The following is a 22105-nucleotide window of genomic DNA, read 5'->3' on the forward strand; positions in this document are numbered from 1 at the left end:
GACAAATCCGGATAAATCCGCCGGAATGATGGAATGGCAGACATGGACGCCTCAAAAGCGTCTGCTCGAAAGGGCGTGCGGGTTCGAATCCCGCTTCCGGCACCTGTAGCGCAGCAGAAACTGTCAGTGATGGTTGCCACACTGGTCTCATGCACCCCCGCGAGACCGTGGATCGCGCCCTGCGCCTCTCGGCACAAGGCCTGTTCGACCGGCAGGTAGCCGAGCTGTGTGGCGTCTCCATTGGAGCGATCCAGAAGTGGCGGACCGGCGCCCGCCGCTCTAACAAGGACCAAGATCTTCGATGCCACAACAACTGTCCCCGCTGCCATGGCCGCGAGCTTGACGACGCGGCTTATGCCTACCTCCTAGGGCTCTATCTGGGCGACGGGCACATCGTCCGATGCCGTAAGGATGTCTACCAGCTCTCGCTTTTCTGCAGTGACGCCTGGCCCGGTCTGATCGACGAAGCCGAGCGGGCAATGGCCCTTACGATGCCCACCTCGTCCGTGAGCCGCCGACGACGCCAGGGCTGTACGGAGGTGAAGAGCTACTCCAAGCACTGGCTGTGCCTGTTCCCGCAGCATGGCCCAGGGATGAAGCACACTCGCGAGATCAAGCTGGCCACCTGGCAGCAGGAAATCATGGAGAAGCACCCGGGGCGCTTCGCCCGAGGGCTGATCCACTCCGATGGCTGCCGGGGTGTCAATCGGGTCCGTCGTGTCCTCTCCAGCGGTGTCCGGTGGTACGAATACCCCCGCTACCACTTCAAGAACGAGTCCCGCGACATCCTGGCTCTCTGCTGCGAGGCGCTCGACCTGCTCGGCGTGGCCTGGCGGTTCAACAACCGCAACGAGCTCTCGGTCGCCAGGCGAGAGGCCGTGGAGCTGCTCGACCTTCACGTCGGCCCGAAATACTGACCGGCACCAGGGGTCCCGTCGTCGTAGAACCCGCCTGTCGAGCCGTCGGGCCGAGGGTAGCGAGCTTGATGACGATGGCGGCGCCTTCCGCGAGTCTGAACCGCAGGTCCGCCGTCTTCACAAGGTCGCAAAGCCGTGCTGATGAGCTTTTCGGGACCGCTCACACCGGGAATACCGTCTCAAGATCGATGAAGACGGGGGTGGGGCGGGATGCCGTTGAGCGTGGCGGAGCGGGAGGCGTTCCTGGCGGAGGCGTACATCGCGAGCCTGGCCGTGGAGGCGGGTGACGGGCGGGCGCCGCTGGCCGTGCCCGTCTGGTACGACTACGTTCCCGGTGGCGACATCAGGTTCCTGACGGACGGCGACTCGCGCAAGGCCCAGCTGATCGCGAAGGCGGGCAGGTTCTCGATGCTGGTGCAGCGGGTCAGCCCGACCTATCGGTACGTGTCCGTCGAGGGGCCTGTCACCAGCTCCGGGCACACGACGCTGGAGGACCTCACCCGCATCGCCTCCCGCTACCTGCCGCCCGACGCGCTGGACGGATACGTACAGGGCTCCGACCTGCACGCGCTCGTGACGTTCAGGATGCGGCCGGAACACTGGCTCTCCGCCGACCTGGGCGCCCTCGGCTGACCCGCGAACGGTATTTTTGGGCTCGTGACTGCTACTGATCCCACCTCTACCGGCGCTTTCGGCGTCGGGCTCGCGACCATCGCCGCCGACGGCACCGTACTCGACACCTGGTTCCCCGCCCCCGAGCTGGGCGACGCGCCCGTGACGGGCACCGAGCGGCTCTCCGCCGGCGAGGCGGCCGGCGACCTGGCCGAGCTGATGGAGCTCGCGGGTCCCGACGCGGCGCGGGGCGTGGAGGTGGTGGCGGTACGCACCGGCATCGCCAAGCTCTCCGAGGCGCCCGTGGACGCGCACGACGTCTACCTGCGGCTGCACCTGATCTCCACGCGCCTGGTCAGGCCGCACGGGGTGAACCTGGAGGGCATCTTCGGCCTGCTCGCCAACGTCGTCTGGACCAACTTCGGCCCGTGCCCGGTGCCGGGCTTCGAGCGGACGCGCCTGCGGCTGCGGGCCAGGGGCGCGGTGACGGTGTACGGGGTGGACAAGTTCCCGCGGATGGTGGACTACGTGCTGCCCTCCGGCGTGCGGATCGCCGACGCCGACCGGGTACGCCTGGGCGCCCACCTGGCCGAAGGCACCACGGTCATGCACGAGGGCTTCGTGAACTTCAACGCCGGCACGCTGGGCGCCTCCATGGTCGAGGGCCGCATCTCGGCCGGTGTGGTGGTCGGCGACGGCTCCGACGTGGGCGGCGGCGCCTCGATCATGGGCACGCTGTCGGGCGGCGGCAAGCAGGTCATCTCGATCGGCGAGCGCTGCCTACTGGGCGCCAACGCGGGGATCGGCATCTCGCTGGGCGACGACTGCGTGGTCGAGGCGGGCCTCTACGTGACGGCGGGCACGAAGGTCGCCCTCCCGGACGGCACGGTGGTGAAGGCGGCCGAGCTGTCCGGCTCCAACGGGATCCTGCTGCGCCGCAACTCGCAGTCGGGCGCGGTCGAGGCGGTGCCCCGCACGGGCCAGGGCATCGAGCTCAACGCCGCCCTGCACGCCAACTGACGCTTCCCTGTCTGCGCGGGCGGCGCTTCACACCCTGTCGCCCGCGCACAGGCGCCACCGTGGTGCGCAACCGCAGTGCCCTTCTCCACGGTGGAAGGGCACTCGCCGTCTTGGCCGCTCGACCCGGCTCGTCGGCGTGGCGGATCGAGCGGGAGCCACGCGGGCGCCCCGCCGGTGCCTGGAGGGCCCTCAGCCGCGGTCAGCGGAAGGGCCCGCCACGACGGAATCAGTGCGCGTGGGAAACGGCCGAGCCGATGGTGTGGACACGGAGGGCGTTGGTCGAGCCCGGCGTGCCGGGAGGCGAGCCGGCGACGATGACGACCTTGTCGCCCTTCTCCAGCCGCCCCGACGACAGCAGCGACGCCTCCACCTGCCGCACCATGTCGTCCGTGTGGTGCACGAACGGCACGTGGAAGGTCTCCACGCCCCACGTCACCGACAGCTGTCCCCGCACGTGGGGCGAGGACGTGAAGGCCAGGAGCGGGATCGGTGAGCGGTAGCGGGCCAGGCGGCGAGCGGTCTCGCCCGACATGGTGAAGGCCACCAGCGCCTTGGCCCCGACGACGGCCCCCACCTCGGCGGCGGCGCGCGCGATGGCGCCGCCGGTGGTCTCCGGCATGCGCTCGAGCTTGTGGGTGGCGTGCAGGGACGTCTCCTCGGCGGCGCAGGCGATGCGGTCCATCGTGGAGACGGACTCGATCGGGTAGTTGCCGACCGACGTCTCGCCCGACAGCATGACCGCGTCGGCGCCGTCCATGACCGCGTAAGCCACGTCGGAGGCCTCGGCGCGGGTGGGCCGCGGGGCGTTCATCATCGAGTCGAGCATCTGGGTGGCGACGATGACCGGGTGGGCCTTCTCGCGGCAGAGCTCGATGATGCGCCGCTGCACGATCGGCACCTGCTCCAGCGGCAGCTCGACGCCGAGGTCGCCGCGGGCCACCATGATGCCGTCGAAGGCGTCGACGATCTCGGGGAGGCGGTCGACGGCCTGCGGCTTCTCGATCTTGGCGATCAGCGGCAGGCGTACGGCCTCCTGCTCCATGATGTTGCGCACCACGTCGGCGTCGGACGGGCGGCGCACGAAGGACAGGGCGATCATGTCGAAGCCGGTGCGGAGCGCCCAGCGCAGGTCGGCCTCGTCCTTGTCGGTCAGCGCGGGGGCGCTGACGTTGACGCCGGGCAGGTTGAGGCCCTTGTTGTCGGAGATCATGCCGCCGATGACGACGCGGGTGATGACGCGGTCGCCGTCGACGCGGGTGGCCTCGAGCACGAGGCGGCCGTCGTCGACCAGGATCGTGTCACCGGGGCGTACGTCGTTGGGGAGCCCCTTGTAGGTGGTGGAGACCTGCTCGCGGTCGCCCGGCACGTCTTCGGTGGTGATGGTGAAGACGTCGCCGAAGCCCAGCCTGACGGGGCCCTCCTCGAACGTCCCGACGCGGATCTTGGGGCCCTGCAGGTCGGCGAGCAGGCCTACACCGCGGCCCAGGTCGGCCGCCACCTCCCTGACGCGGTCGTAGACCTCTCTGTGCATGTCATGGTTGCCATGGCTGAGGTTGAACCGTGCCACGTCCATGCCGGCGGCGATCAGCTCGCGCAGGCGTTCCTTGGACGATGTGGCGGGGCCTAGAGTGCAGACGATTTTCGCGCGACGAGTCACGAGTCCTACCTTAATTGGTACAGACCACTTGGCAGTCACTGACGACGGAGAACGTAGCCCACGTTGGAGAACAGAACGAGAACGGCGACCCCCAGTCGCGTCAAGTTCGTGTACTTCTCGGGGTGAACGTCGAGGTCACGCCCAGGCTGCGACCGCCAGACGTCCCCATATCGTACGCCTCCCCCACCACCGCCCACGACTCGGCGGCAGATCACGGCTCGGCGGTGGCGGCTTTCCAGGCGTCCACGACGCCGTGTCCGTAGAAGCCGTTGTCGGCCGTGTCGCCCTGGCATTCCTGCGTCACGGTCTGGCCGTAGGTCTTGTACACGTACTGGCGGGGCGTCGGGCACGCCTTCGGGGTCGCCGTCTTGTACAGCAGGTCCTCGACCGTGGCGGGAGAGAGCTCGAGCCCGCCCTTGCCGGGCTTGCCGAAGCGGCTGACGAGGATCGCCGCGACGCCCGTGGCGTGGGGGGCGGCCATGGAGGTGCCGTCGAGGTACTGGTAGTAGGAGCAGGGGCCGGCCGTGCAGTCCTTGACGACGTCCGCGCCCTTGGGCTCGCCCTTGGCGTCGATGCGGCCGGCGGCCCGCAGCACGCGCTCGGGCGCGGCGGCCAGGATCGACCTGGTGGCCTTGGCGCCCTCGCCGTCCACCGCGTCGCCGCCGGGCGCGGCGAGGTCGGTCTGCTCGGTGCCGTAGTCGCTGTAGATCGCCTTGCGGCCGGAGGGTCCGAGCGCGGAGACGGAGATGACGCCGTTCGACTCGGCCGGCACGTCGATGCAGGAGTTGTCGATCCGGCGGACCTTCTTCTCGCCCGCCGGGTAGCCGGGGCTCTCCTTGTCGACCTTGGGGTTGCCGAGGTCGACGGATTCGTTGCCGAGGGCGGAGATGAGCGTGACGTTGTGCTGGCGGGCGTAGTCGAGCGCGCGCTGCATGCCGGTGATGATGGCCTGCTGTTCGAGCTGCTGCTTCTTGGTGTCGGCCGGGTTGGCCGTGCAGTTGAACAGCCAGGGGTCGACGTAGTAGCTCATGTTCACGACGTCCACGCCGATGTCGGCGGCGTAGGTGAGCGCGTCGAGGCTGGGCTTGAGGAAGAAGTACCCGGAGTCCTGCCCGGCCCGGATGTTCACGATCTGGACGTTCGGGGCCACGCCCGCGATGCCGATGCCGTTGATGGGCGAGGCGATCGTGCTGGCCACGTGGGTGCCGTGGCCGTCGTCGTCCTCGTCCACGGGGTCCTTGCAGCCGCTGACCTCGCAGGGGCCGTCGAGCGTGTCGCCGTCCTCGTCCTTGGGCTTGTCGGTGACGAAGTTGCGGCTGAGCTCGCGGTTGAAGTTGGGGGCGATGTCGGGGTGCTTGCCGTCCACGCCGGTGTCGATGACGCCGACCAGCACCTGCCTGCTGCCGGGAACCTTGGCGTTGGCGCGGTCGGCGCCGATCATCCGCATGTCCCACTGGCGGCCCGCCAGCGGCTCTCCCGAGCGGCTCCTGGTGAACGATCCCGCGTCGGGGAAGGCCGCTGACCGCGCCGTCACACCCGCCCCGGCGTGGTTGGTGGCGAAGCCGATGCTCCGGTCGGGGGACACTCCGACGACGGCCCGGTCGGCGCCCACCTGCTCCACGAATCCGCCGCTGCCCGAGGCCATGAGGTAGCCGAGCCTGGCGTCCCCTCCCACCGTGGTCCCGCCTGCCCGCTCGACGGCCTCCTGCGCCTGGCGCTGCTGTCCTTGGGCGTAGAAGACGAGGTATTCGGGGCCCGTGGGGGCAGCGGGTTTGCGCGGGGCCGTGGCCGGGGTGGAGGCGGAACAGGCGGTGAACGCGGCCATGGCGGCAAGCGCCATCAAGCCAGAGGCGACTCGCCGCATGCTTCCCCCATCCACCCAGTGCCGCAGATTCTGCATCTTCCCGACAGTCATCAGCTGATGCAACTTCGTAGTGAAATTTCGGACGGTAAGGAGCGAAGCGGACCCGAGGCATGGGATCCGCTTCACCTCAGGTCAGGCCGGCGTACCCGGCGCGGGCTCCACCTTGGCCCCGGTTTGGGCCGCGGGCTCGGACGCGTGCTCCAGGCGCATCCACCGACATAAAAGCGCCCGCCGTACAGGGCGGGCGCTTTCTGCGGAGCATCGGTCAGCGGGCGAGGTCGATCTTGACGCCGCCCAGCATGACCTGGCGAGGCATGGGGCGGCTCAGGAACTCGTGCGGGAACCCCAGGTCCACCCTGCTGGCCTCCTCCAGCGTGGCCAGGTGGCTCTCGCTGAAACGCACCTCCAGGGCCGCCAGGTTGTCCTCCAGCTGCCGCAGCGTGCGTGCCCCCACAATGGGCGCGGTCACGCCAGGGTTGAGCGTCGTCCAGGCCAGCGCGACCTGCGACGGCGTCACGCCCAGGTCGGAGGCCACCTGCTTGACCACGTCGGCGATGTCCAGGGCGCGCTCGGTCAGGGACCCGTTGGCCGCCGCGACGTTCTTGCGCGTGCCGGACGGATCGGCGGAGACCTCCTGGTCGAGGTCGGCGCGGCTGTACTTGCCGGTCAGCACCCCGCTGGCCAGCGGCGACCATGGGACGACCCCGAGCCCCATCTCGCGGGCCATCGGGATGAGATCGCGCTCGACGGTCCGCTCGACCAGGCTGTACTCGATCTGCAGCGCGATCAGCGGGGCCCACCCGCGCAGGTCGGCGATGGCCTGCATGCGGGAGACCTGCCAGGCGGGCGTGTCGGAGATGCCGGCGTAGAGCACCTTGCCCGACCTGACGAGGTCGTCCAGGCCGCGCAGGATCTCCTCCACCGGGGTGGTGAAGTCCCAGGCGTGCAGGTAGAGCAGGTCGATGTAGTTGGTGTTCAGCCGGCGCAGGCTCGACTCCACCGACTGGACCATGCTCTTGCGGTGGTTGCCGCCGGAGTTCGGGTCGCCCGGCCGCCTGGCCAGGGTGTACTTCGTGGCCAGCACCAGCTGCTCGCGCCGCCCCGACGCGAACTCGCCGACCAGGGTCTCCGAGGTACCCTCCGTGTACTGGTTGGCGGTGTCGATGAAGTTGCCGCCCCGGTCCACGTAGGCGTCGAAGATCCGCCGCGACTCGTCCTTGTCCGAGCCCCAGCCCCAGTCCGTGCCGAACGTCATGGTCCCCAGCGCCAGCGGCGAGACCCGCAGACCGGACCGGCCGAGCAGGCGGTAAGTGTCAAGAGTCGTCATGCCGTCAAGGCTGCTCCGGCGGTCGGCGGGGCGGAAGGGAAGGCTCTTCCTGGGAAGACCGGTCCTAGGCAGGCGCGTCGTAGGATCGAGGAGATGAACACCGTGGATCAGACCCGGGAGCTCGCGGCCTTCCTGCGCACCCGGCGCGAGCGGCTGACCCCCGGCGAGGTCTCCCTGCCCGCCCGCCGCGCCCAGCGGCGCACCCCGGGCCTGCGCAGGGAGGAGGTCGCCGAGCTGGCCGGCGTCAGCGTCGACTACGTGATCCGCCTGGAGCAGGGCCGCGGGCTGCGTCCCTCCCCCGAGGTGCTGGAGGCGCTGGCCGAGGCGCTGCGGCTGAGCGAGGACGAGCGGGCCTACCTGTTCGACCTGGCCCAGCAGCGGCCCACCAGGCATGCTCCGCCGGCGGAGGAGGCGGGTCCGCTGGCGCGGCTGGTGCTGGACCTGTCGCCGCTGCCCACCATGCTGATCAACCACCGCTTCGACATCCTGGCGTGGAACCCGGAGATGGCGGCCCTGTTCTCGATGGACCTGGCCACGCTGCCCCCGCCGCAGCGCAACACGCTCTGGCTGTGCATGCTCCACCCGGGCCTGCGCGGCTTCTTCCGTGACAGGGAGCGGGCGCTGCGCGAGAGCATCGCCGACCTGCGGGCCTCATGGGCGGCCCACCCCGACGACAAGGCGCTGACGGAGCTGATCGACGAGCTCACCACCGGCAGCGAGGAGGTCGCCCGCCTGTGGGCGCTGCGCGACGTGCGGGTCAACGGCCGGGGCCAGAAGCTGCTGCGGCACAGCACGAAGGGCCCGCTGACCGTCGACTACGAGGTGCTGGCCCCGCTCCAGACGCCCGAGCAGCGGCTGATCATCTACCGCGCCGCCGACCCGGCCTCGCAGGGCGTCCTCGACGCCATCGCCCGCGACTGCACGTGAAAGGCCCGGGGCCGAAGCCCCGGGCCTGAGGTCACACCAGCGGCCGAGCCGTCGGCAGGATCGGGTACGGCAGCGCCGTCTCCCCGGTCAGATACCGGTCCACGCCCGAGGCGGCGGCCCGCCCCTCGGCGATGGCCCACACGATGAGCGACTGCCCGCGCCCCATGTCACCGGCCACGAAGACGCCGTCCACCTTGGACATGTACGTCTTGTCGCGCGAGACGTTCCCCCGCGCGTCGTAGAAGCCGTCACCGGCGACCTCGGCGAAGTCCTGCAGCAGCGCGCCCTTCTCCGGCCCGAGGAAGCCCATGGACAGCGTCACCAGCTCGGCCGGGATCTCCCGCTCGGTGCCCGGGATCGGCTTGAAGCCGTTCTGCGGCCCCTCGACCTCGACCAGCCGCAGCGCCCGCACGTTGCCCTCGGCGTCGCCGACGAACTCCGTGGTGGAGACCGCGTAGACCCGCTCTCCCCCGCCGTCGGCCAGCTCCTCGTGGGCGCTCTCCATCTTGAACAGGATGGGGAACGTCGGCCACGGCTGGCTGCCGGGCCGGCTCGCCGGCGGCTGGGGCATGATCTCGAGCTGGGTGACGGACTTGGCGCCCTGCCGGATCGCCGTGCCGATGCAGTCGGCGCCGGTGTCGCCGCCGCCGATCACCACCACGTGCTTGCCCTCGGCCGAGATCGGCGACTTCTCGAAGTCGCCCTCCTGGACCTTGTTGGACAGCGGCAGGTACTCCATCGCCTGGTAGACGCCCTTGAGCTCGCGTCCGGCCGCCGGCAGATCGCGCCACTGGGTGGCCCCGCCCGACAGCACCACGGCGTCGAACTGCTCACGCAGCTCGGCGGCGGTGATGTCGACGCCGACGTTCACGCCGGTGCGGAACTCGGTGCCCTCGGCCCGCATCTGCTCCAGGCGGCGCTCGATGTGCCGCTTCTCCATCTTGAACTCGGGGATGCCGTACCGCAGCAGGCCGCCGATCCGGTCGGCCCGCTCGAACACGACCACGTCATGCCCGGCCCTGGTGAGCTGCTGCGCCGCGGCCAGCCCCGCCGGGCCCGAGCCGACGACCGCGACCTTCTTGCCGGTCTTGACGGCCGGGGGCTGCGGGGTCACCCAGCCCTCGGCGAACGCCCGGTCGATGATCTCGACCTCGACCCGCTTGATCGCCACGGGGTCGGAGTTGATGCCGAGCACGCACGCCGCCTCGCACGGGGCCGGGCAGAGCCGGCCCGTGAACTCGGGGAAGTTGTTCGTGGCGTGCAGCCGCTCGATCGCCTCGCGCCAGTCGGTGCGGTAGACGAGGTCGTTCCACTCGGGGATGAGATTCCCGAGCGGGCAGCCGTTGTGGCAGAACGGGATGCCGCAGTCCATGCAGCGGGCCGCCTGCTTGGTCAGCTTCTCCTGCGAGAAGTCCTGGTAGACCTCGCGCCAGTCGCTGATGCGGACGTCCACGGGGCGGCGCGCCGGCAGCTCCCGGTCGTGCGTGAGAAAACCCTTCGGGTCAGCCATTCGGTTACGCCTCCCTTAGCTTTGCACGGTGGTTGACAGGCACAGCCCGCCATGGCGGCCCGGCTCATTACGGCGGGTCATGACTGCACCGCGGCCGCCATGACGGCCTCGTCGATGTCCCGGCCTTCGATGCGGGCGGCCTCGGCGGCGGCCATCACCCGCTTGTAGTCGGTCGGCATGATCTTGCCGAACCGGGCGAGCGCCGAGTCCCAGTCGGCCAGCAGCTCCTTGGCGACCGGCGAGCCGGTCTCCGCGAAGTGCTTCTCGACCGTCTCCTTGAGGAACTCGCCGTCCTCCTCGGTGAGCGTCTCGATGGCGACCATCTCGCGGTTGACCCGCTCGGGCTTCAGGTCGAGCAGGTACGCGATGCCGCCCGACATGCCGGCCGCGAAGTTGCGCCCGGTCGCGCCGAGCACGACGGCCCGGCCACCGGTCATGTACTCGCAGCCGTGGTCGCCCACGCCCTCGACGACCGCCGTGGCGCCGGAGTTGCGGACGCAGAACCGCTCGCCGACGACGCCGCGGACGAACACCTCGCCGGACGTGGCGCCGTACAGGGCGACGTTTCCGGAGATGATGTGGCCGTCGAGCGGGGCCTCCTCGTGCGGCCGGACGGTGATCCGCCCGCCGGACAGGCCCTTGCCGAGGTAGTCGTTGGCGTCACCGGTCAGCCTCAGCGTGACCCCGCGCGGCAGGAACGCGCCGAACGAGTTGCCCGCGGAGCCGGTGAACGAGATGTCGATCGTGTTGTCGGGCAGGCCCTTGCCACCGTACCGCTTGGTCACCTGGTAGCCGAGCATGGTGCCGACCGTGCGGTTGACGTTGCGGATGGGCAGCTCCAGCGTGACCGGGGTGCCCTCGGCGAGCGCGCCCTCGGCGAGCTGGATCAGCGTGTTGTCGAGCGCGTGCTGCAGCCCGTGGTCCTGCTCGATGACGCGGCGCAGCGCCGTGCCGGCGGGCAGCTCGGGCTTGTGCAGGATCGGGGCCAGGTCGAGCCCACTGGCCTTCCAGTGGTTCTCGGCCGCCGACATGTCGAGCAGCTCGACGTGGCCGATCGCCTCGTCGAGCGAGCGGAAGCCCAGCTCGGCCAGGTATTCGCGGATCTCCTCGGCGATGAACTCGAAGAAGTTGACCACGAACTCCGGCTTGCCGCTGAAGCGCTTGCGCAGCTCGGGGTTCTGCGTGGCGACGCCCACGGGGCAGGTGTCGAGGTGGCAGACCCGCATCATGACGCAGCCGCTGACGACGAGGGGCGCGGTGGCGAAACCGTACTCCTCGGCGCCGAGCAGCGCGGCGATGACGACGTCACGGCCGGTCTTGAGCTGGCCGTCGACCTGAACGACGATGCGGTCGCGCAGGCCGTTCAGCAGGAGCGTCTGCTGGGTCTCGGCCAGGCCGAGCTCCCACGGCGCGCCCGCGTGCTTGAGCGACGTGAGCGGCGAGGCGCCGGTGCCGCCGTCGTGCCCGGAGATGAGCACCACGTCGGCGTGCGCCTTCGACACACCCGCGGCGACCGTGCCGACGCCGACCTCGGCGACCAGCTTCACGTGGACCCTCGCCTCCGGGTTGGAGTTCTTCAGGTCGTGGATGAGCTGGGCCAGGTCCTCGATCGAGTAGATGTCGTGGTGCGGCGGCGGCGAGATGAGGCCGACGCCCGGCGTGGAGTGCCTGGTCTTGGCGATCCACGGGTAGACCTTGTGGCCGGGCAGCTGGCCGCCCTCGCCGGGCTTGGCGCCCTGGGCCATCTTGATCTGCAGGTCGGCCGCGTTCACCAGGTATTCGCTGGTGACGCCGAACCGGCCGGAGGCGACCTGCTTGATCGCGGACCTGCGGGTGGCGTCGTAGAGCCGCTCGGGGTCCTCGCCGCCCTCGCCGGTGTTGGACTTGCCGCCGAGCCGGTTCATCGCGATGGCGAGCGTCTCGTGCGCCTCCATCGAGATGGAGCCGTACGACATCGCGCCCGTGGAGAACCGCTTGACGATCTCCGAGACCGGCTCGACCTCCTCGATCGGGATCGGGTTGCCCTTGCGCAGCTTGAACAGGCCGCGCAGGGTCATCAGCCGCTCCGACTGGGAGTCGACGAGGTTCGTGTACTCCTTGAAGATCTCGTAGCGGCGGGTCCTCGTGGCGTGCTGCAGCTTGAAGACGGTCTCGGGGTTGAACAGGTGCGGCTCGCCCTCGCGCCGCCACTGGTACTCGCCGCCGACCTGGAGCTTGCGGTGGGCGTTCTCCGCCCGCGGGTAGGCGTGGCGGTGACGCTGCTCGACCTCCTTGGCCAGCACGTCGAACCCGACGCCGCCCAGGCGCGAGGTGGTGCCGGCGAAGCAGGAGTCGATGACCTCCTGGCTCAGGCCGAGCGCCTCGAAGATCTGCGCGCCGGTGTAGGAGGCCACCGTGGACACGCCCATCTTGGACATGACCTTGATGACGCCCTTGCCGTACGCCTTGATCAGGTTGCGCACGGCCTTGCGCTTGTCCATCTGGAGCACACCGGTGTCGACCAGGTCCTCGATGGTCTCGATCGCGAGGTACGGGTTGATCGCGCCGGCGCCGTACCCGATGAGCAGTGCCATGTGGTGGCACTCGCGGGCCTCGCCGGTCTCGATCACCAGGCCGATCTTGGTGCGGGTCTTCTCCTGGATCAGGTGGTGGTGCACCGCGCCGGTCAGCAGCAGCGCCGGGATCGGCGCCAGCGTGTCGGAGGAGCCGCGGTCGCTCAGCACGATGATCCGGGCGCCGTTCGCGATCGCCTGGGACGCCTCGGCCCTGATCTCTTCCAGGCGGCGCAGCAGCGCCTCGCCGCCGCCGGCGACCTCGTACAGGCCGCTGATGACGTACGGGTGGAAGCCCGGCAGGTCGTGCTCGTCGTTGATGTGGATGATCTTGGCGAGCTCGTCGTTGTCGATCACTGGGTACGGCAGCACGAGCTGGCGGCACGACGAAGGACCCGGGTCGAGCAGGTTGCCCTCGGGGCCGATGGTGCTGGCCAGCGAGGTGACCAGCTCTTCACGGATGGCGTCCAGCGGCGGGTTCGTGACCTGCGCGAACAGCTGCGTGAAGTAGTCGAACAGCAGGCGCGGCTTCTCGCTCAGCACGGCGACGGGCGTGTCGGTGCCCATGGAGCCGATCGGCTCCTGGCCGGCCTTGGCCATCGGCGACAGGATGATGCGCAGCTCTTCCTCGGTGTAGCCGAAGGTCTGCTGCCGCTTGATCAGCGCCTCGTGCGTGGGGATCTCCCGCTGCCGCGCGGGCAGCTCCTCGAAGCGGACGAGCCCCGCGTGCAGCCAGTCCTCGTACGGGAGCTCGGCGGCCAGCTCGGCCTTGATCTCGTCGTCCTCGATGATCTTGCCGCGGGCGGTGTCGATGAGGAACATGCGGCCCGGCTGGAGGCGGCCCTTCCTGACCACGTCCTCCGGCCTGAAGTCCAGCACGCCGGCCTCGGAGGCCAGCACGACCAGGCCGTCGGCGGTCACCCAGAAGCGGCCCGGGCGCAGGCCGTTGCGGTCGAGCACGGCGCCGGCCAGGGTGCCGTCGGTGAACGTGATCGACGCGGGGCCGTCCCACGCCTCCATCATCGAGGAGTGGAACTCGTAGAAGGCCCGGCGCGCGTCGTCCATCTCGGTGTGGTTCTCCCACGCCTCCGGGATCATCATCAGCACGGCGTGGGGCAGGCTGCGGCCGCCGATGTGCAGCAGCTCGAGGACCTCGTCGAAGCTGGCGGTGTCGCTGCCATCTGGATCACAGATGGGGAAAAGTCGTGAAATTTCGCCCGGGATGTGGGCGGACTCCAGCATCGCCTCGCGGGCCCGCATCCAGTTGCGGTTGCCCTTGACCGTGTTGATCTCGCCGTTGTGGGCGATGTAGCGGTAGGGGTGCGCCAGCGGCCAGCTCGGGAACGTGTTGGTGGAGAAGCGCGAGTGGACCAGCGCGATCGCCGTCTCGTAACGCTCGTCGCTCAGGTCGGGGAAGAACGGCTCGACCTGGTCGGGCGTGAGCATGCCCTTGTAGACGATCGTCCTGGCGGACAGCGAGGGGAAGTAGACGTGGGCCTCGTGCTCGGCCCGCTTGCGCAGGCAGTACGCGAGCCTGTCGAGCTCCAGCCCCTCCCGGCCCTCCGGGTCGGCGACGAACAGCTGGGCGAAGTGCGGCATGACGGCCCTGGCGCTCGGCCCGGGCAGCTCGCGGTCGACCGGCAGCTCCCGCCAGCCGAGCACGGTGAGGCCCTCTTCGGCGGCGATCTCCTCGATCAGGCCGGTGGCGACGCTCCTGGCCTGCTCGTCGAACGGCAGGAAAGCGATGCCGGTGGCGTACGCGCCGGCAGAGGGAAGCGCGAACGGCACACTCGCGCGGTAGAACCCATCGGGAATCTGCGTCAGGATCCCGGCTCCGTCGCCGGTGTCCGGCTCGCTACCCTTGGCCCCCCGATGATCGAGATTGCAGAGAGCCGTCAGCGCCTTGACCACGATCCCGTGCCCCCGGCGCCCGGCGACGTCGGCAACCATGGCGACACCGCAGGCATCATGCTCGTTGGCGGGGTGGTACAGGCCCTGGGGCTCGGGGAACCCGAGGTGGGCAGCAGGCATTTAATCCCTCCCGTCGTCATCGTCTGTCGTGAACTGCTCGTACAGGCGGGGACGACGTTGGCCCTGCTGCATATCGTGGGTAGAGATTACCGCACGCTGCCGGAATGGTGCCCAGCACGTCCGCATTGCGAACATTCGGCCCTGTCCCAGCATCCGAACTCTCTATCCCAAAGCGCGGACCGGCCCGCCAAAATTCCCGCCGGCCACGCGGGTTTTCGCCATGGGAGCGACTCTCTACCCACCCGCCGCCCCACCTGCCCCATCCGCTGCCGGTTTCAAACCCCATGAGCCGCACAGGGCGCTTCGGCACCCTCCCTCTCACGAGTCGCTGAAGGCACAGCACCGGGGCCGGCGAAGCGTCGTACCCGGCAAGGGGCGCGACGTGGCCGGCGTGCGGGCGGATCAGCGGTCGGACAACCCCCGATAGGGTTGCCCTCATGGAGCGTGACGGCGTGGAGCGCCTGCTCAGCGAGGCCGGGGCGGACAGCAGGCGGCTGAGGCACGCCCTGACCCTCCTGTGCGACGCCCGGTGGTGGACGCTGGCCGACCTCGTCAGGGAGACCGCCACGTCCAGGCGCACGATCGAGGCCCTGCTGCGCGAGCTCACCCTGGAGCGGAGGGACGACACCTTCCGGGTGCCGCTGACCCACGTCCCCGACTACCAGGACCTCATCGCCCTGGCCCCGCCGCCGGAGGACCCGGTGGCCCACCTGCTCCCCCACTACACGCACGAGCTGGACCGGCTCAAGGACCTCGTCGCCAGGGCCCCGCGCGCCCGCCACGTGCTCGACCACGTCTCGGCCACGCCGGAGACGGTGCTGCGGCGGGCGCTGCTGCTGGGCGCCCGGTTCTGGCTGCCCGGCACGCGCCTGCTGTGCGTGGGCGACCACGACCTGACCTCGCTGGCCGTCAAACTGGTCCATCCGGAGACCGACGTCACGGTGGTCGACATCGACGAGCGCATCCTGGCGTACATCGACGACCAGCGGCTGGGCGTCCGCACCCGCTGGGCCGACCTGCGCCTCGGCCTGCCCGCCTCCGCCCGGGACCACGACCTGGCGCTCACCGACCCGCCGTACACGCCGGAGGGCACGGGCCTGTTCGTGGCGCGCGCCGCCGAGGCCGTGAAGGACGACGGCCGCATCCTGCTCGCGTACGGCGCCAGCGAGCGCACCCCGATGCTGGCCTTCAAGGTCCAGCAGGCCCTGGCGGACCTCAACCTCGCCTACGAGGCCATTTATCCCGACTTCAACCGATACTTCGGGGCAGAGGCCATCGGTTCCGCCGCCGACCTGTACATCCTCCGCCCCACCACCAAGACCCGCCCGGCCGTGACGTCCCGTCTGAGCCGTCAAACCACCGCCATCTACACACAAGGCCCGCAAGCGGTCGAAAGCGCCCAGAGCGCCCTCTCAGCGCCGGTGGAGGCCCTTCAGGGCTTCGACCCCGAGCTGCTGATCGGCGACTGGCCCAAGGAGCTCACCACCCCACGGGCCCGGCTCTCGACCTGGCTCTCCAAGCCGCACGCCGCCGCCCCGGACCGCGTGGCCGTGGCCCTGCCGCCCGGCCTCGAGGCCGTCCTTCCGCGCCTTCTCCTGGCGACCCGCGCGTCCCACGTCCGCGTCGTGGGGTCCGGCCTTCCGTCCCTGCCTGACGTGCTGTCCACCGTCTACAAGCTGAGCGCCGCCGGCGGCGTCCTCGATGCCGTACGCCTGCCGCAGCCGGACGGCGAGGCGGCCTCGGTGCTGCGCAGGATCCTGGACAACGGGCACGCCAAGCTGGCCAACACCTGGCGCGAGGCCCTCATCGCGGTGGCCCGCGCCCAAGGGGCGAGCCTGACCAAGAACGAGGCCCGCGCCCTCATCGGCGAGGCGGCCCCGTGGGCGGAGGGCCTGACCCCGCTGGAGGCCCCACTCCACCGCCTGTCCAGCCTGCCGGAGGCCGTCACCGAGACCGTCACCGCCCTGACGAGGACCACCTGACCTCACACCCGGAACGGGCCTGCCCGGCAACCGCTGGGCCAGGACCGCCGGTGAGAGCCAGGCGACGCCGGGTCAGGCCCTTGCCGGGTCAGGCCCTCGCCAGGGTCAGACCGTCGCCGAGACCAGACGGCGCCGAGACCAGACGGCGCTGAGACCAGACCGTTGCCGATGTCGGCCGGCCGCCGAATTAAGGCCGTTGCCGAGCTCGCTCAGGTCGCGGCCACAACCCGGTTCTGGACCACCCGTCCGAGCCCGTCGAGCGCCACCAGGGCAGTGATCAGGTCCTGGTCGGACGCCGTCCCTCCGACCCAGCTCACGGTCACGTAGTGGCCCATGGCCCGCGCCTGGGCCCGGCTGCGAGCGACCTCGAACACGGCGTCCTGCCGTACGAACCCGTCCTTGTCCAGCGCCGACACCAGCGCGTCTGCCGCCCGCCCGTCGCTCATGTTGAAGATGACGAACTGGCCCGACACCGTGCTCCCCTTGTACGTGGCCTGCAGCGCCTGCGTGCACCCCGCGGCGGAGGTGCCCCAGAGGACCTCGTCACAGTCGGCGAGCTGCCGCGTGGAGCCCAGGCGCATGGCGCCGAGGGCCTGGGTGGCAGGGGTGAAGACCTCGTTCAGGGTCAGAGGCGCGGCGTCGTGCTGGCGGGTGTCGATGGCGGTGTAGAAGGCGGAGGTGCGCTCGGCGTGGAAGCTGGCGGGCCGGGGCTCGTCGCGGCGCAGCCACAACCAGCCGCCTACGGCGATGACGGCCACGCCGACGACCACGGCGGTGATGACGACACGACGCGACATCAGCGGACCACCCCCACGGCGGGAACCGGCCCGCGCGCCCCGGTGATCGGGGGCAGGTGGCGTGACCTGGCGATCGGAATCAGATGGCTTGGTGTCAAGAGGATGGTCCTGTGATCGAGACGACGCGGCGGTACACGGCCTTCTCCGCCCCGCGCAGCGCCAGCGTGAGGGAGACGTAGTCGTCCTTGGGGCCGGGCTCGGCGCCGTCGACCCTTCCGAGCCACACCAGGCCGACGTAGTGGCCGAGCGCGTAGCCGCCCGCCTCGGAGTAGCCGCCCGCGGGGAAGGCGGCCTTGGGGGATTCCAGGGGACGCATCCACCCGCCCCGGTAGAGGGTCTTCAGCGACTCGACCAGTTCGGCGGCGGACTTGCCGTCCTTAAGGTTGATCAACGTGTACTGGCCCACGTAGCGGCCGTCGGAGCTGACGTAGAGGCCGCGGGCGGCCTGGGTGCATCCGGCGTCCGACACCTGCTCGAGCAGGGTCCCGCCCCACAGCGCCGCGGAGCAGTCGGTGTCGAGTTTCTTGGCGACGAGCTTGAGCTTGAGCTTCTTGGAGACGGCGAGCTCGTTCTGGCCGAACACCTCTTTCTCGGTGAGCGCCCGCTGATCTTTGGCTCGGTCCGTGACGGCGTCGAACAGCTTGGGCGAGCTCCAGCCCCTGAAGATGTGCGGCAGCGCCGTGTCGGGCCCGGCCACGGCGGCGCCGGGCTGACGTTCCGGGGTGTAGTTGCCGAGGGAGCCGATGACGGCCACCAGCCCGCCCAGGGCCGCCAGCACGGCCACGACCGAGACGACGATCACGAGCAGCCGCTGCTGCTTCGGCCGCAGCCCCCAGTCGGTGAGCAGGGGGAGCTGCCAGTCAGAGGGCGGAGTACGCCGCCGCTTACGCGACGACTGCCCCGACTGTCCGACATCGACCTCACCAGCGGACGCCCCACCAGCGACGCCAACACCCGAAGGGACAGCCCCGTCAGCCGACTCCCAGCCATGGACCTCATCTGCGGGATCGCCACCGCTTGCTCGACCGGCCGCGCGCCGACCACGTGACCCGGCAGCCGAACGTCTCCCCTTTGCCGCATCGGCCGAGAGACGCCCATCAACGCCGACAGGCGAAGGCCCGTCGGCGGGACCACGACCATGGGACCCACCAGCTGAAACGCCATCGGCCGCGCCACGACCATGCGTCCCAGCAGCCGAAACGCCATCGGCCGCGCCACGACCATGCTGCGCATCACCGGGAACGCCACCATCGGCGCCCCACCCGCCGCCATGGGCGTCGTCTGCCGAGCGAGCGCGACGCGTGCGAGCAGCCCTCCGGCCACCACGGGACCCCGCCGAGCGGCCGCCATCGTCGGCGCCCGCCGCGGACCGGCCGACCGCCGAGCGGCCGCCATCGTCAGCGCCCGCCACCGACCGGCCACCGTCGCCCGACTCCCAGCCGCCGTCCGCGCCGACAGCCGGCCAGCTGCCGGAGGCCCGGCCACCGGCACCGTTACCCGTGCCCACCCCGGACCAGCCGGCGCCGTCGGCACCCTGCGCGGACCAACCGGAGCTGTCGTTCCGCTGCGCTAACCAGCCACCGCTGTCCGCACCACGGCCCGGCCGGGCGCCACCGTCGGCATCCCGCCCGGACCAGCTCCCGCCATCCGCACCGTGCGCGGACCAGCTCCCGCCGTCCGGCCCGTGCCCGGGCCAGCTTCCCGCATCCGGCCCTTGCCCGGGTGTGTGGTGGGTGCCCCGCGAGCGTCCCGCGCTGTCAGGGCTCGAAGAAGGTCTGCCGTGCGACCCGGAGCCGCTTCGTCTGCGGGCCATCACACGCCCGCCGCGCCGATGAGGTTGCCGACGCCGAACGTGACCGCCGCCGCGACCCCGCCCACCGCGAGCTGCCGCAGCCCCGAGAACCACCAGCTGCGCGCCGTCACGGCCGAGACCAGCGCGCCCGCCGCGAACAGCGCCAGGCAGGACACCACCGCGGAGACCACCAGCTCCCGCGCTCCGAGCACGTACGGCAGCAGCGGCAGGACCGCCCCCACGCTGAACGACAGGAACGACGACACCGCTGCCACCACCGGCGAAGGCAGCTCGCCGGGGGCGACGCCCAGCTCGTTGCGGGCGTGGACCTCCAGCGCGCGGTCGGGGTTGCGGGAGATCTGCCTGGCCACCTCGGCGGCCAGGTCAGGGGCCACGCCCTTGTCGACGAAGGTGTCCGCCAGCTCCGCCTGCTCGTCGTCGGGGTGGCGGGCCAGCTCGCGCCGCTCCACGGCGATCTCCGCCTGGGCCAGCTCGCGCTGGCTGCCGACCGAGACGTACTCGCCGCCCGCCATGGACAGCGCCCCGGCCGCGAGCCCGGCCACGCCCCCGAGGGCGATGACCTTCGTGTTGGTCGTGCCGCCCGCGACACCCGCGATGAGCGCGAAGTTCGACACCAGGCCGTCCATCGCGCCGAACACCGAGGGCCGCAACCAGCCCCCGGTGACGTCGCGATGCTGGTGGTGGATCTCCGCGCGACCACTCATCGAGGGTTCTTCTCCTTCGTCACGACTTCGCCGTCAGAGTCGGAGGCCTCCGCAGTGACCTCGCCCTCGGAGGCGTCCGTCGCCGCGTCGTCCGTTGCGGAGGAGGCGTCCTTCTCAGGAGCCTTCGAGGGCTCGGTCTCGGAGGCGGGCTCCGATGTCGCGCCGTCGGGCGTGCCGTCGGGCGTGTCGTCCTCCGCGGGCCGTTCGTCCTCCGACCCATCCTCCTCCGACCGATCGGCAGCCGAGACGCCGGCCTCCGCATCGCCGTCCTCCGGCGTACCGGCCGCCTCGCCGGCCTGCTCGGCGGAGAGCACGACCTCCGCGCTGTCCCGGTTCCTGGCCAGCCAGAAGTACGCCAGCGCCGCCACGAACACCACGATCGACGTCCACTGGTTGAGCCGCAGCCCGAGGAGTGTCACCGCGTGGTCCACCCCGCCGACCGGGTCGATGCGCAGCCCCTCGATCCAGAAGCGGCCCAGCGTGTAGCCCGCGACGTAGAGGGCGAACAGCCGCCCGTGGTGCAGCGCGAAGCGCCGCCCCGCGAACAGGAGCGCGAAACCGAGCGCCACGTCCCACAGGGACTCGTACAGGAAGGTCGGGTGGTAGAGGACCCCCGGCTCGCCCCCGTGGTTGACGTCGATCTCCAGGCCCCACGGCAGCGTGGTGGGCGAGCCGTACAGCTCCTGGTTGAACCAGTTTCCCCACCGGCCGATGGCCTGGGCGAAGGCGATGCCGGGCGCCACCGTGTCGGCGACGGCGCCCATGGAGATGCCGCGCCGGCGCACATACCACCAGACGCCGAGCGCGCCGAGCGAGATCGCGCCCCAGATGCCGAGGCCGCCCTCCCAGATGTACAGCGCCTGGATGGGCTCCTTGATCGCGCGACTGCCGAAGTAGGTCTGCCAGTCGGTGATGACGTGGTAGAGGCGGCCGCCGATCAGCCCGAAGATGACTGCGGGGACCGCGATGTCGACGATCGTCCCCTTCTGGCCACCGCGAGCGCGCCAGCGCCGCTCGCTCAGCCAGACGGCGACGATGACGCCGAGCACGATGCATAGCGCATAAGCCCGGATCGGGATTATTCCGAGATACCAGACCCCCTGAGAAGGGCTGGGAATCGAGGCAAGGGGCATGTCAGGTGAGGGTAGCGGAAGAGAGCCTACTTGGCGGCCTCGGTAATCGCCTGGCGCAGTTCTTGCGGGCTGAAGAGTGCGGAATTGTCGATTTCCGAGCCGTTCAGTTTCACCGTCGGCGTATGGTTGATCTTCTGCGCGTCGATGATCTTCTTGCTGAACGAGAGCTGGGTGTCCGCGTTCTTCTCCGAGGTGACGCACTGGTCGAAGCCCTGCGCGGTCACTCCGGCCTCCTTGCCCCAGTTCTTCAGCTGATCGGGGGTGAAGCCCGCCTCGGTCTCCGAGGGCTGGTTCTGGTAGAGCAGGTCGTGGAAGGCCATCCACTGCTTGCCGTCCGCGATGCACCGGGCGGCGCTGCCCGCGCGCACGGAGTTGGACTTGGTGGGCTCCTGCGAGAAGATCGTGATCGGGTGGTAGACGACCTTGGCCTTGCCTTCGGCGGCGAGGTTCTTGAACGTCTGGCCGCTGACCCGTTCGAGCTCTTTGCAGGCCGGGCACTGGAAGTCCTCGTAGACGTCGACCACGGGCGCGGTGACGCCCTGCTTGGCCATCACGACCGACCCGTCGGCCTGCACGGTGATCGGCGCGAGGGCGGCCGCGGCCTCCTCCGGCTGCGAATTGCTGGCCGCATACCACCAGCCGAGCCCGACCGCCGCCACGGCGACCACACCGGCGGTCACGTAGGTGGTGAGCCGCTTGCGCTTGTCACGGGCGCGTGCGGCCGCCTGCTGCTCCTTGATCTTCTCGCGCGCTGTCTTGGCACTGGTGCGCTCAGCCTTGTTCATCGTCGTACTCCCCCTCATTACGATTGTCGCCCCCCAGGCCCAGGGCTCCGTCGAGCGCATAGCGGCCTGGCGCGAAACGCGTGATCCAGCCGCCGAGCAGCACGAGCCCGAAGTCGCGCAGGATGTCGAGCAGGTATGCCGGCTCCTGTCCCACTCCCAGCTGGCCGCCGCCGCCGAAGCAGCCGCAGTCGATCCGCAGGCCGTGCGCCCAGGCCCAGGCGATGCCGAACACGAACGCGAACATGAGCAGCCCACCGATCACCGCGGCCACTCTCGTCAGCAATCCGACGACCAGCAGCAAGCCGACGACGATCTCCAGGATCGGCAGGGCGTAGCCCACCGTGACGGCGATCGACTCGGGCAGCAGCTGGTACGCCTTGACCGCCACGACCGAGTCGGCCGGGTTGCCGATCTTGAGCGCGCCCGCCGCGATCAGCACCCCGCCCAGGACCAGCCGGGCGACGGTCGTCACCC

The 22105-nt window shown here is 70.4% G+C and carries 16 protein-coding genes and 1 tRNA gene; 6 read left to right on the top strand and 11 right to left on the bottom strand.

Annotated elements, in window-relative coordinates; genetic code table 11:
• Positions 1–19: 19 nt before the first annotated feature.
• The 4 genes from ABD830_RS04660 (at position 20) to dapD (ending at position 2549) form a co-directional block, all read left to right on the top strand.
• Positions 20–102 (top strand) — tRNA-Leu (locus ABD830_RS04660).
• Between the two features lie 47 nt (positions 103–149).
• Positions 150–917, top strand: a complete 768-nt coding sequence (locus ABD830_RS04665) for a helix-turn-helix domain-containing protein (RefSeq protein WP_344985085.1) — start codon at positions 150–152, stop codon at positions 915–917.
• A 210-nt stretch (positions 918–1127) separates the two neighbouring features.
• Positions 1128–1550, top strand: coding sequence for a pyridoxamine 5'-phosphate oxidase family protein (locus ABD830_RS04670; protein ID WP_344985086.1), 423 nt, complete (start codon positions 1128–1130; stop codon positions 1548–1550).
• A 24-nt stretch (positions 1551–1574) separates the two neighbouring features.
• Entirely contained in the window at positions 1575–2549 is a 975-nt protein-coding gene (dapD, locus tag ABD830_RS04675) for a 2,3,4,5-tetrahydropyridine-2,6-dicarboxylate N-succinyltransferase (RefSeq protein WP_344985087.1), read from the top strand.
• Between the two features lie 226 nt (positions 2550–2775).
• Here the strand turns inward: dapD and pyk are convergent, their stop codons facing one another.
• The 3 genes from pyk to ABD830_RS04690 all read right to left on the bottom strand — a co-directional run bounded on the left by pyk (position 2776) and on the right by ABD830_RS04690 (position 7397).
• A complete protein-coding gene (pyk, locus tag ABD830_RS04680; RefSeq protein WP_344985088.1) occupies positions 2776–4206 on the bottom strand; it encodes a pyruvate kinase in 1431 nt (476 codons plus the stop codon).
• A gap of 211 nt (positions 4207–4417) precedes the next feature.
• Positions 4418–6046 carry a S8 family peptidase gene (locus ABD830_RS04685; protein ID WP_344985089.1) on the bottom strand — a complete coding sequence of 543 codons (1629 nt, stop codon included), beginning with the start codon at positions 6044–6046 and terminating at the stop codon, positions 4418–4420.
• Between the two features lie 289 nt (positions 6047–6335).
• Complete coding sequence (locus ABD830_RS04690; RefSeq protein ID WP_344985090.1) at positions 6336–7397, bottom strand: aldo/keto reductase; 1062 nt, start codon at positions 7395–7397, stop codon at positions 6336–6338.
• A 93-nt stretch (positions 7398–7490) separates the two neighbouring features.
• On the opposite strand from ABD830_RS04690, the gene ABD830_RS04695 reads away from it, so the two are divergent.
• Positions 7491–8324 carry a helix-turn-helix domain-containing protein gene (locus ABD830_RS04695; RefSeq protein WP_344985091.1) on the top strand — a complete coding sequence of 278 codons (834 nt, stop codon included), beginning with the start codon at positions 7491–7493 and terminating at the stop codon, positions 8322–8324.
• A 31-nt stretch (positions 8325–8355) separates the two neighbouring features.
• On the opposite strand, the gene ABD830_RS04700 is transcribed toward ABD830_RS04695, so the two are convergent.
• Together ABD830_RS04700 and gltB are read right to left on the bottom strand one after the other, a co-directional pair.
• Positions 8356–9834 (bottom strand): glutamate synthase subunit beta, encoded by a 1479-nt coding sequence (locus tag ABD830_RS04700; protein ID WP_344985092.1) that lies wholly within the window; start codon positions 9832–9834, stop codon positions 8356–8358.
• A 77-nt stretch (positions 9835–9911) separates the two neighbouring features.
• A complete protein-coding gene (gene gltB, locus ABD830_RS04705; RefSeq protein WP_344985093.1) occupies positions 9912–14417 on the bottom strand; it encodes a glutamate synthase large subunit in 4506 nt (1501 codons plus the stop codon).
• A gap of 437 nt (positions 14418–14854) precedes the next feature.
• On the opposite strand from gltB, the gene ABD830_RS04710 reads away from it, so the two are divergent.
• Positions 14855–16399 (top strand): bis-aminopropyl spermidine synthase family protein, encoded by a 1545-nt coding sequence (locus ABD830_RS04710; protein WP_344985094.1) that lies wholly within the window; start codon positions 14855–14857, stop codon positions 16397–16399.
• Between the two features lie 209 nt (positions 16400–16608).
• Here ABD830_RS04710 and ABD830_RS04715 read toward each other — a convergent pair whose 3' ends face one another.
• The 6 genes from ABD830_RS04715 to ABD830_RS04740 all read right to left on the bottom strand — a co-directional run bounded on the left by ABD830_RS04715 (position 16609) and on the right by ABD830_RS04740 (position 22103).
• Positions 16609–17196, bottom strand: a complete 588-nt coding sequence (locus ABD830_RS04715; protein ID WP_344985095.1) for a hypothetical protein — start codon at positions 17194–17196, stop codon at positions 16609–16611.
• 94 nt (positions 17197–17290) lie between these two features.
• Complete coding sequence (locus tag ABD830_RS04720) at positions 17291–17998, bottom strand: hypothetical protein (RefSeq protein WP_344985096.1); 708 nt, start codon at positions 17996–17998, stop codon at positions 17291–17293.
• Positions 17999–19008: 1010 nt separating this feature from the next.
• Positions 19009–19713: a VIT1/CCC1 transporter family protein gene (locus ABD830_RS04725; protein ID WP_344985097.1), complete on the bottom strand. Its 705-nt coding sequence runs from the start codon at positions 19711–19713 to the stop codon at positions 19009–19011.
• On the bottom strand, positions 19710–20846 hold the full coding sequence (gene lgt / locus ABD830_RS04730; RefSeq protein ID WP_344985098.1) for a prolipoprotein diacylglyceryl transferase: 1137 nt from the start codon (positions 20844–20846) through the stop codon (positions 19710–19712). Before lgt ends, ABD830_RS04725 begins: the two co-directional genes overlap by 4 nt.
• Positions 20847–20872: 26 nt before the next feature.
• Complete coding sequence (locus ABD830_RS04735) at positions 20873–21631, bottom strand: DsbA family protein (RefSeq protein WP_344985099.1); 759 nt, start codon at positions 21629–21631, stop codon at positions 20873–20875.
• A complete protein-coding gene (locus tag ABD830_RS04740) occupies positions 21618–22103 on the bottom strand; it encodes a MauE/DoxX family redox-associated membrane protein (protein ID WP_344985100.1) in 486 nt (161 codons plus the stop codon). Before ABD830_RS04740 ends, ABD830_RS04735 begins: the two co-directional genes overlap by 14 nt.
• Between the last annotated feature and the right edge of the window lie 2 nt (positions 22104–22105).

It is taken from the genome of Nonomuraea helvata (assembly GCF_039535785.1).
Taxonomy (GTDB): domain Bacteria; phylum Actinomycetota; class Actinomycetes; order Streptosporangiales; family Streptosporangiaceae; genus Nonomuraea; species Nonomuraea helvata.

Coding starts and splice junctions, on each gene's coding strand:
- gltB (WP_344985093.1), bottom strand. CDS start 14,417: ATGCCTGCTGCCCACCTCGGGTTCCCCGAGCCCCAGGGCCTGTACCAC.
- ABD830_RS04715 (WP_344985095.1), bottom strand. CDS start 17,196: ATGTCGCGTCGTGTCGTCATCACCGCCGTGGTCGTCGGCGTGGCCGTC.
- ABD830_RS04710 (WP_344985094.1), top strand. CDS start 14,855: ATGGAGCGTGACGGCGTGGAGCGCCTGCTCAGCGAGGCCGGGGCGGAC.
- ABD830_RS04670 (WP_344985086.1), top strand. CDS start 1,128: ATGCCGTTGAGCGTGGCGGAGCGGGAGGCGTTCCTGGCGGAGGCGTAC.
- ABD830_RS04685 (WP_344985089.1), bottom strand. CDS start 6,046: ATGGCGCTTGCCGCCATGGCCGCGTTCACCGCCTGTTCCGCCTCCACC.
- ABD830_RS04725 (WP_344985097.1), bottom strand. CDS start 19,713: ATGAGTGGTCGCGCGGAGATCCACCACCAGCATCGCGACGTCACCGGG.
- ABD830_RS04690 (WP_344985090.1), bottom strand. CDS start 7,397: ATGACGACTCTTGACACTTACCGCCTGCTCGGCCGGTCCGGTCTGCGG.
- lgt (WP_344985098.1), bottom strand. CDS start 20,846: ATGCCCCTTGCCTCGATTCCCAGCCCTTCTCAGGGGGTCTGGTATCTC.
- ABD830_RS04735 (WP_344985099.1), bottom strand. CDS start 21,631: ATGAACAAGGCTGAGCGCACCAGTGCCAAGACAGCGCGCGAGAAGATC.
- ABD830_RS04665 (WP_344985085.1), top strand. CDS start 150: ATGCACCCCCGCGAGACCGTGGATCGCGCCCTGCGCCTCTCGGCACAA.
- ABD830_RS04695 (WP_344985091.1), top strand. CDS start 7,491: ATGAACACCGTGGATCAGACCCGGGAGCTCGCGGCCTTCCTGCGCACC.
- ABD830_RS04700 (WP_344985092.1), bottom strand. CDS start 9,834: ATGGCTGACCCGAAGGGTTTTCTCACGCACGACCGGGAGCTGCCGGCG.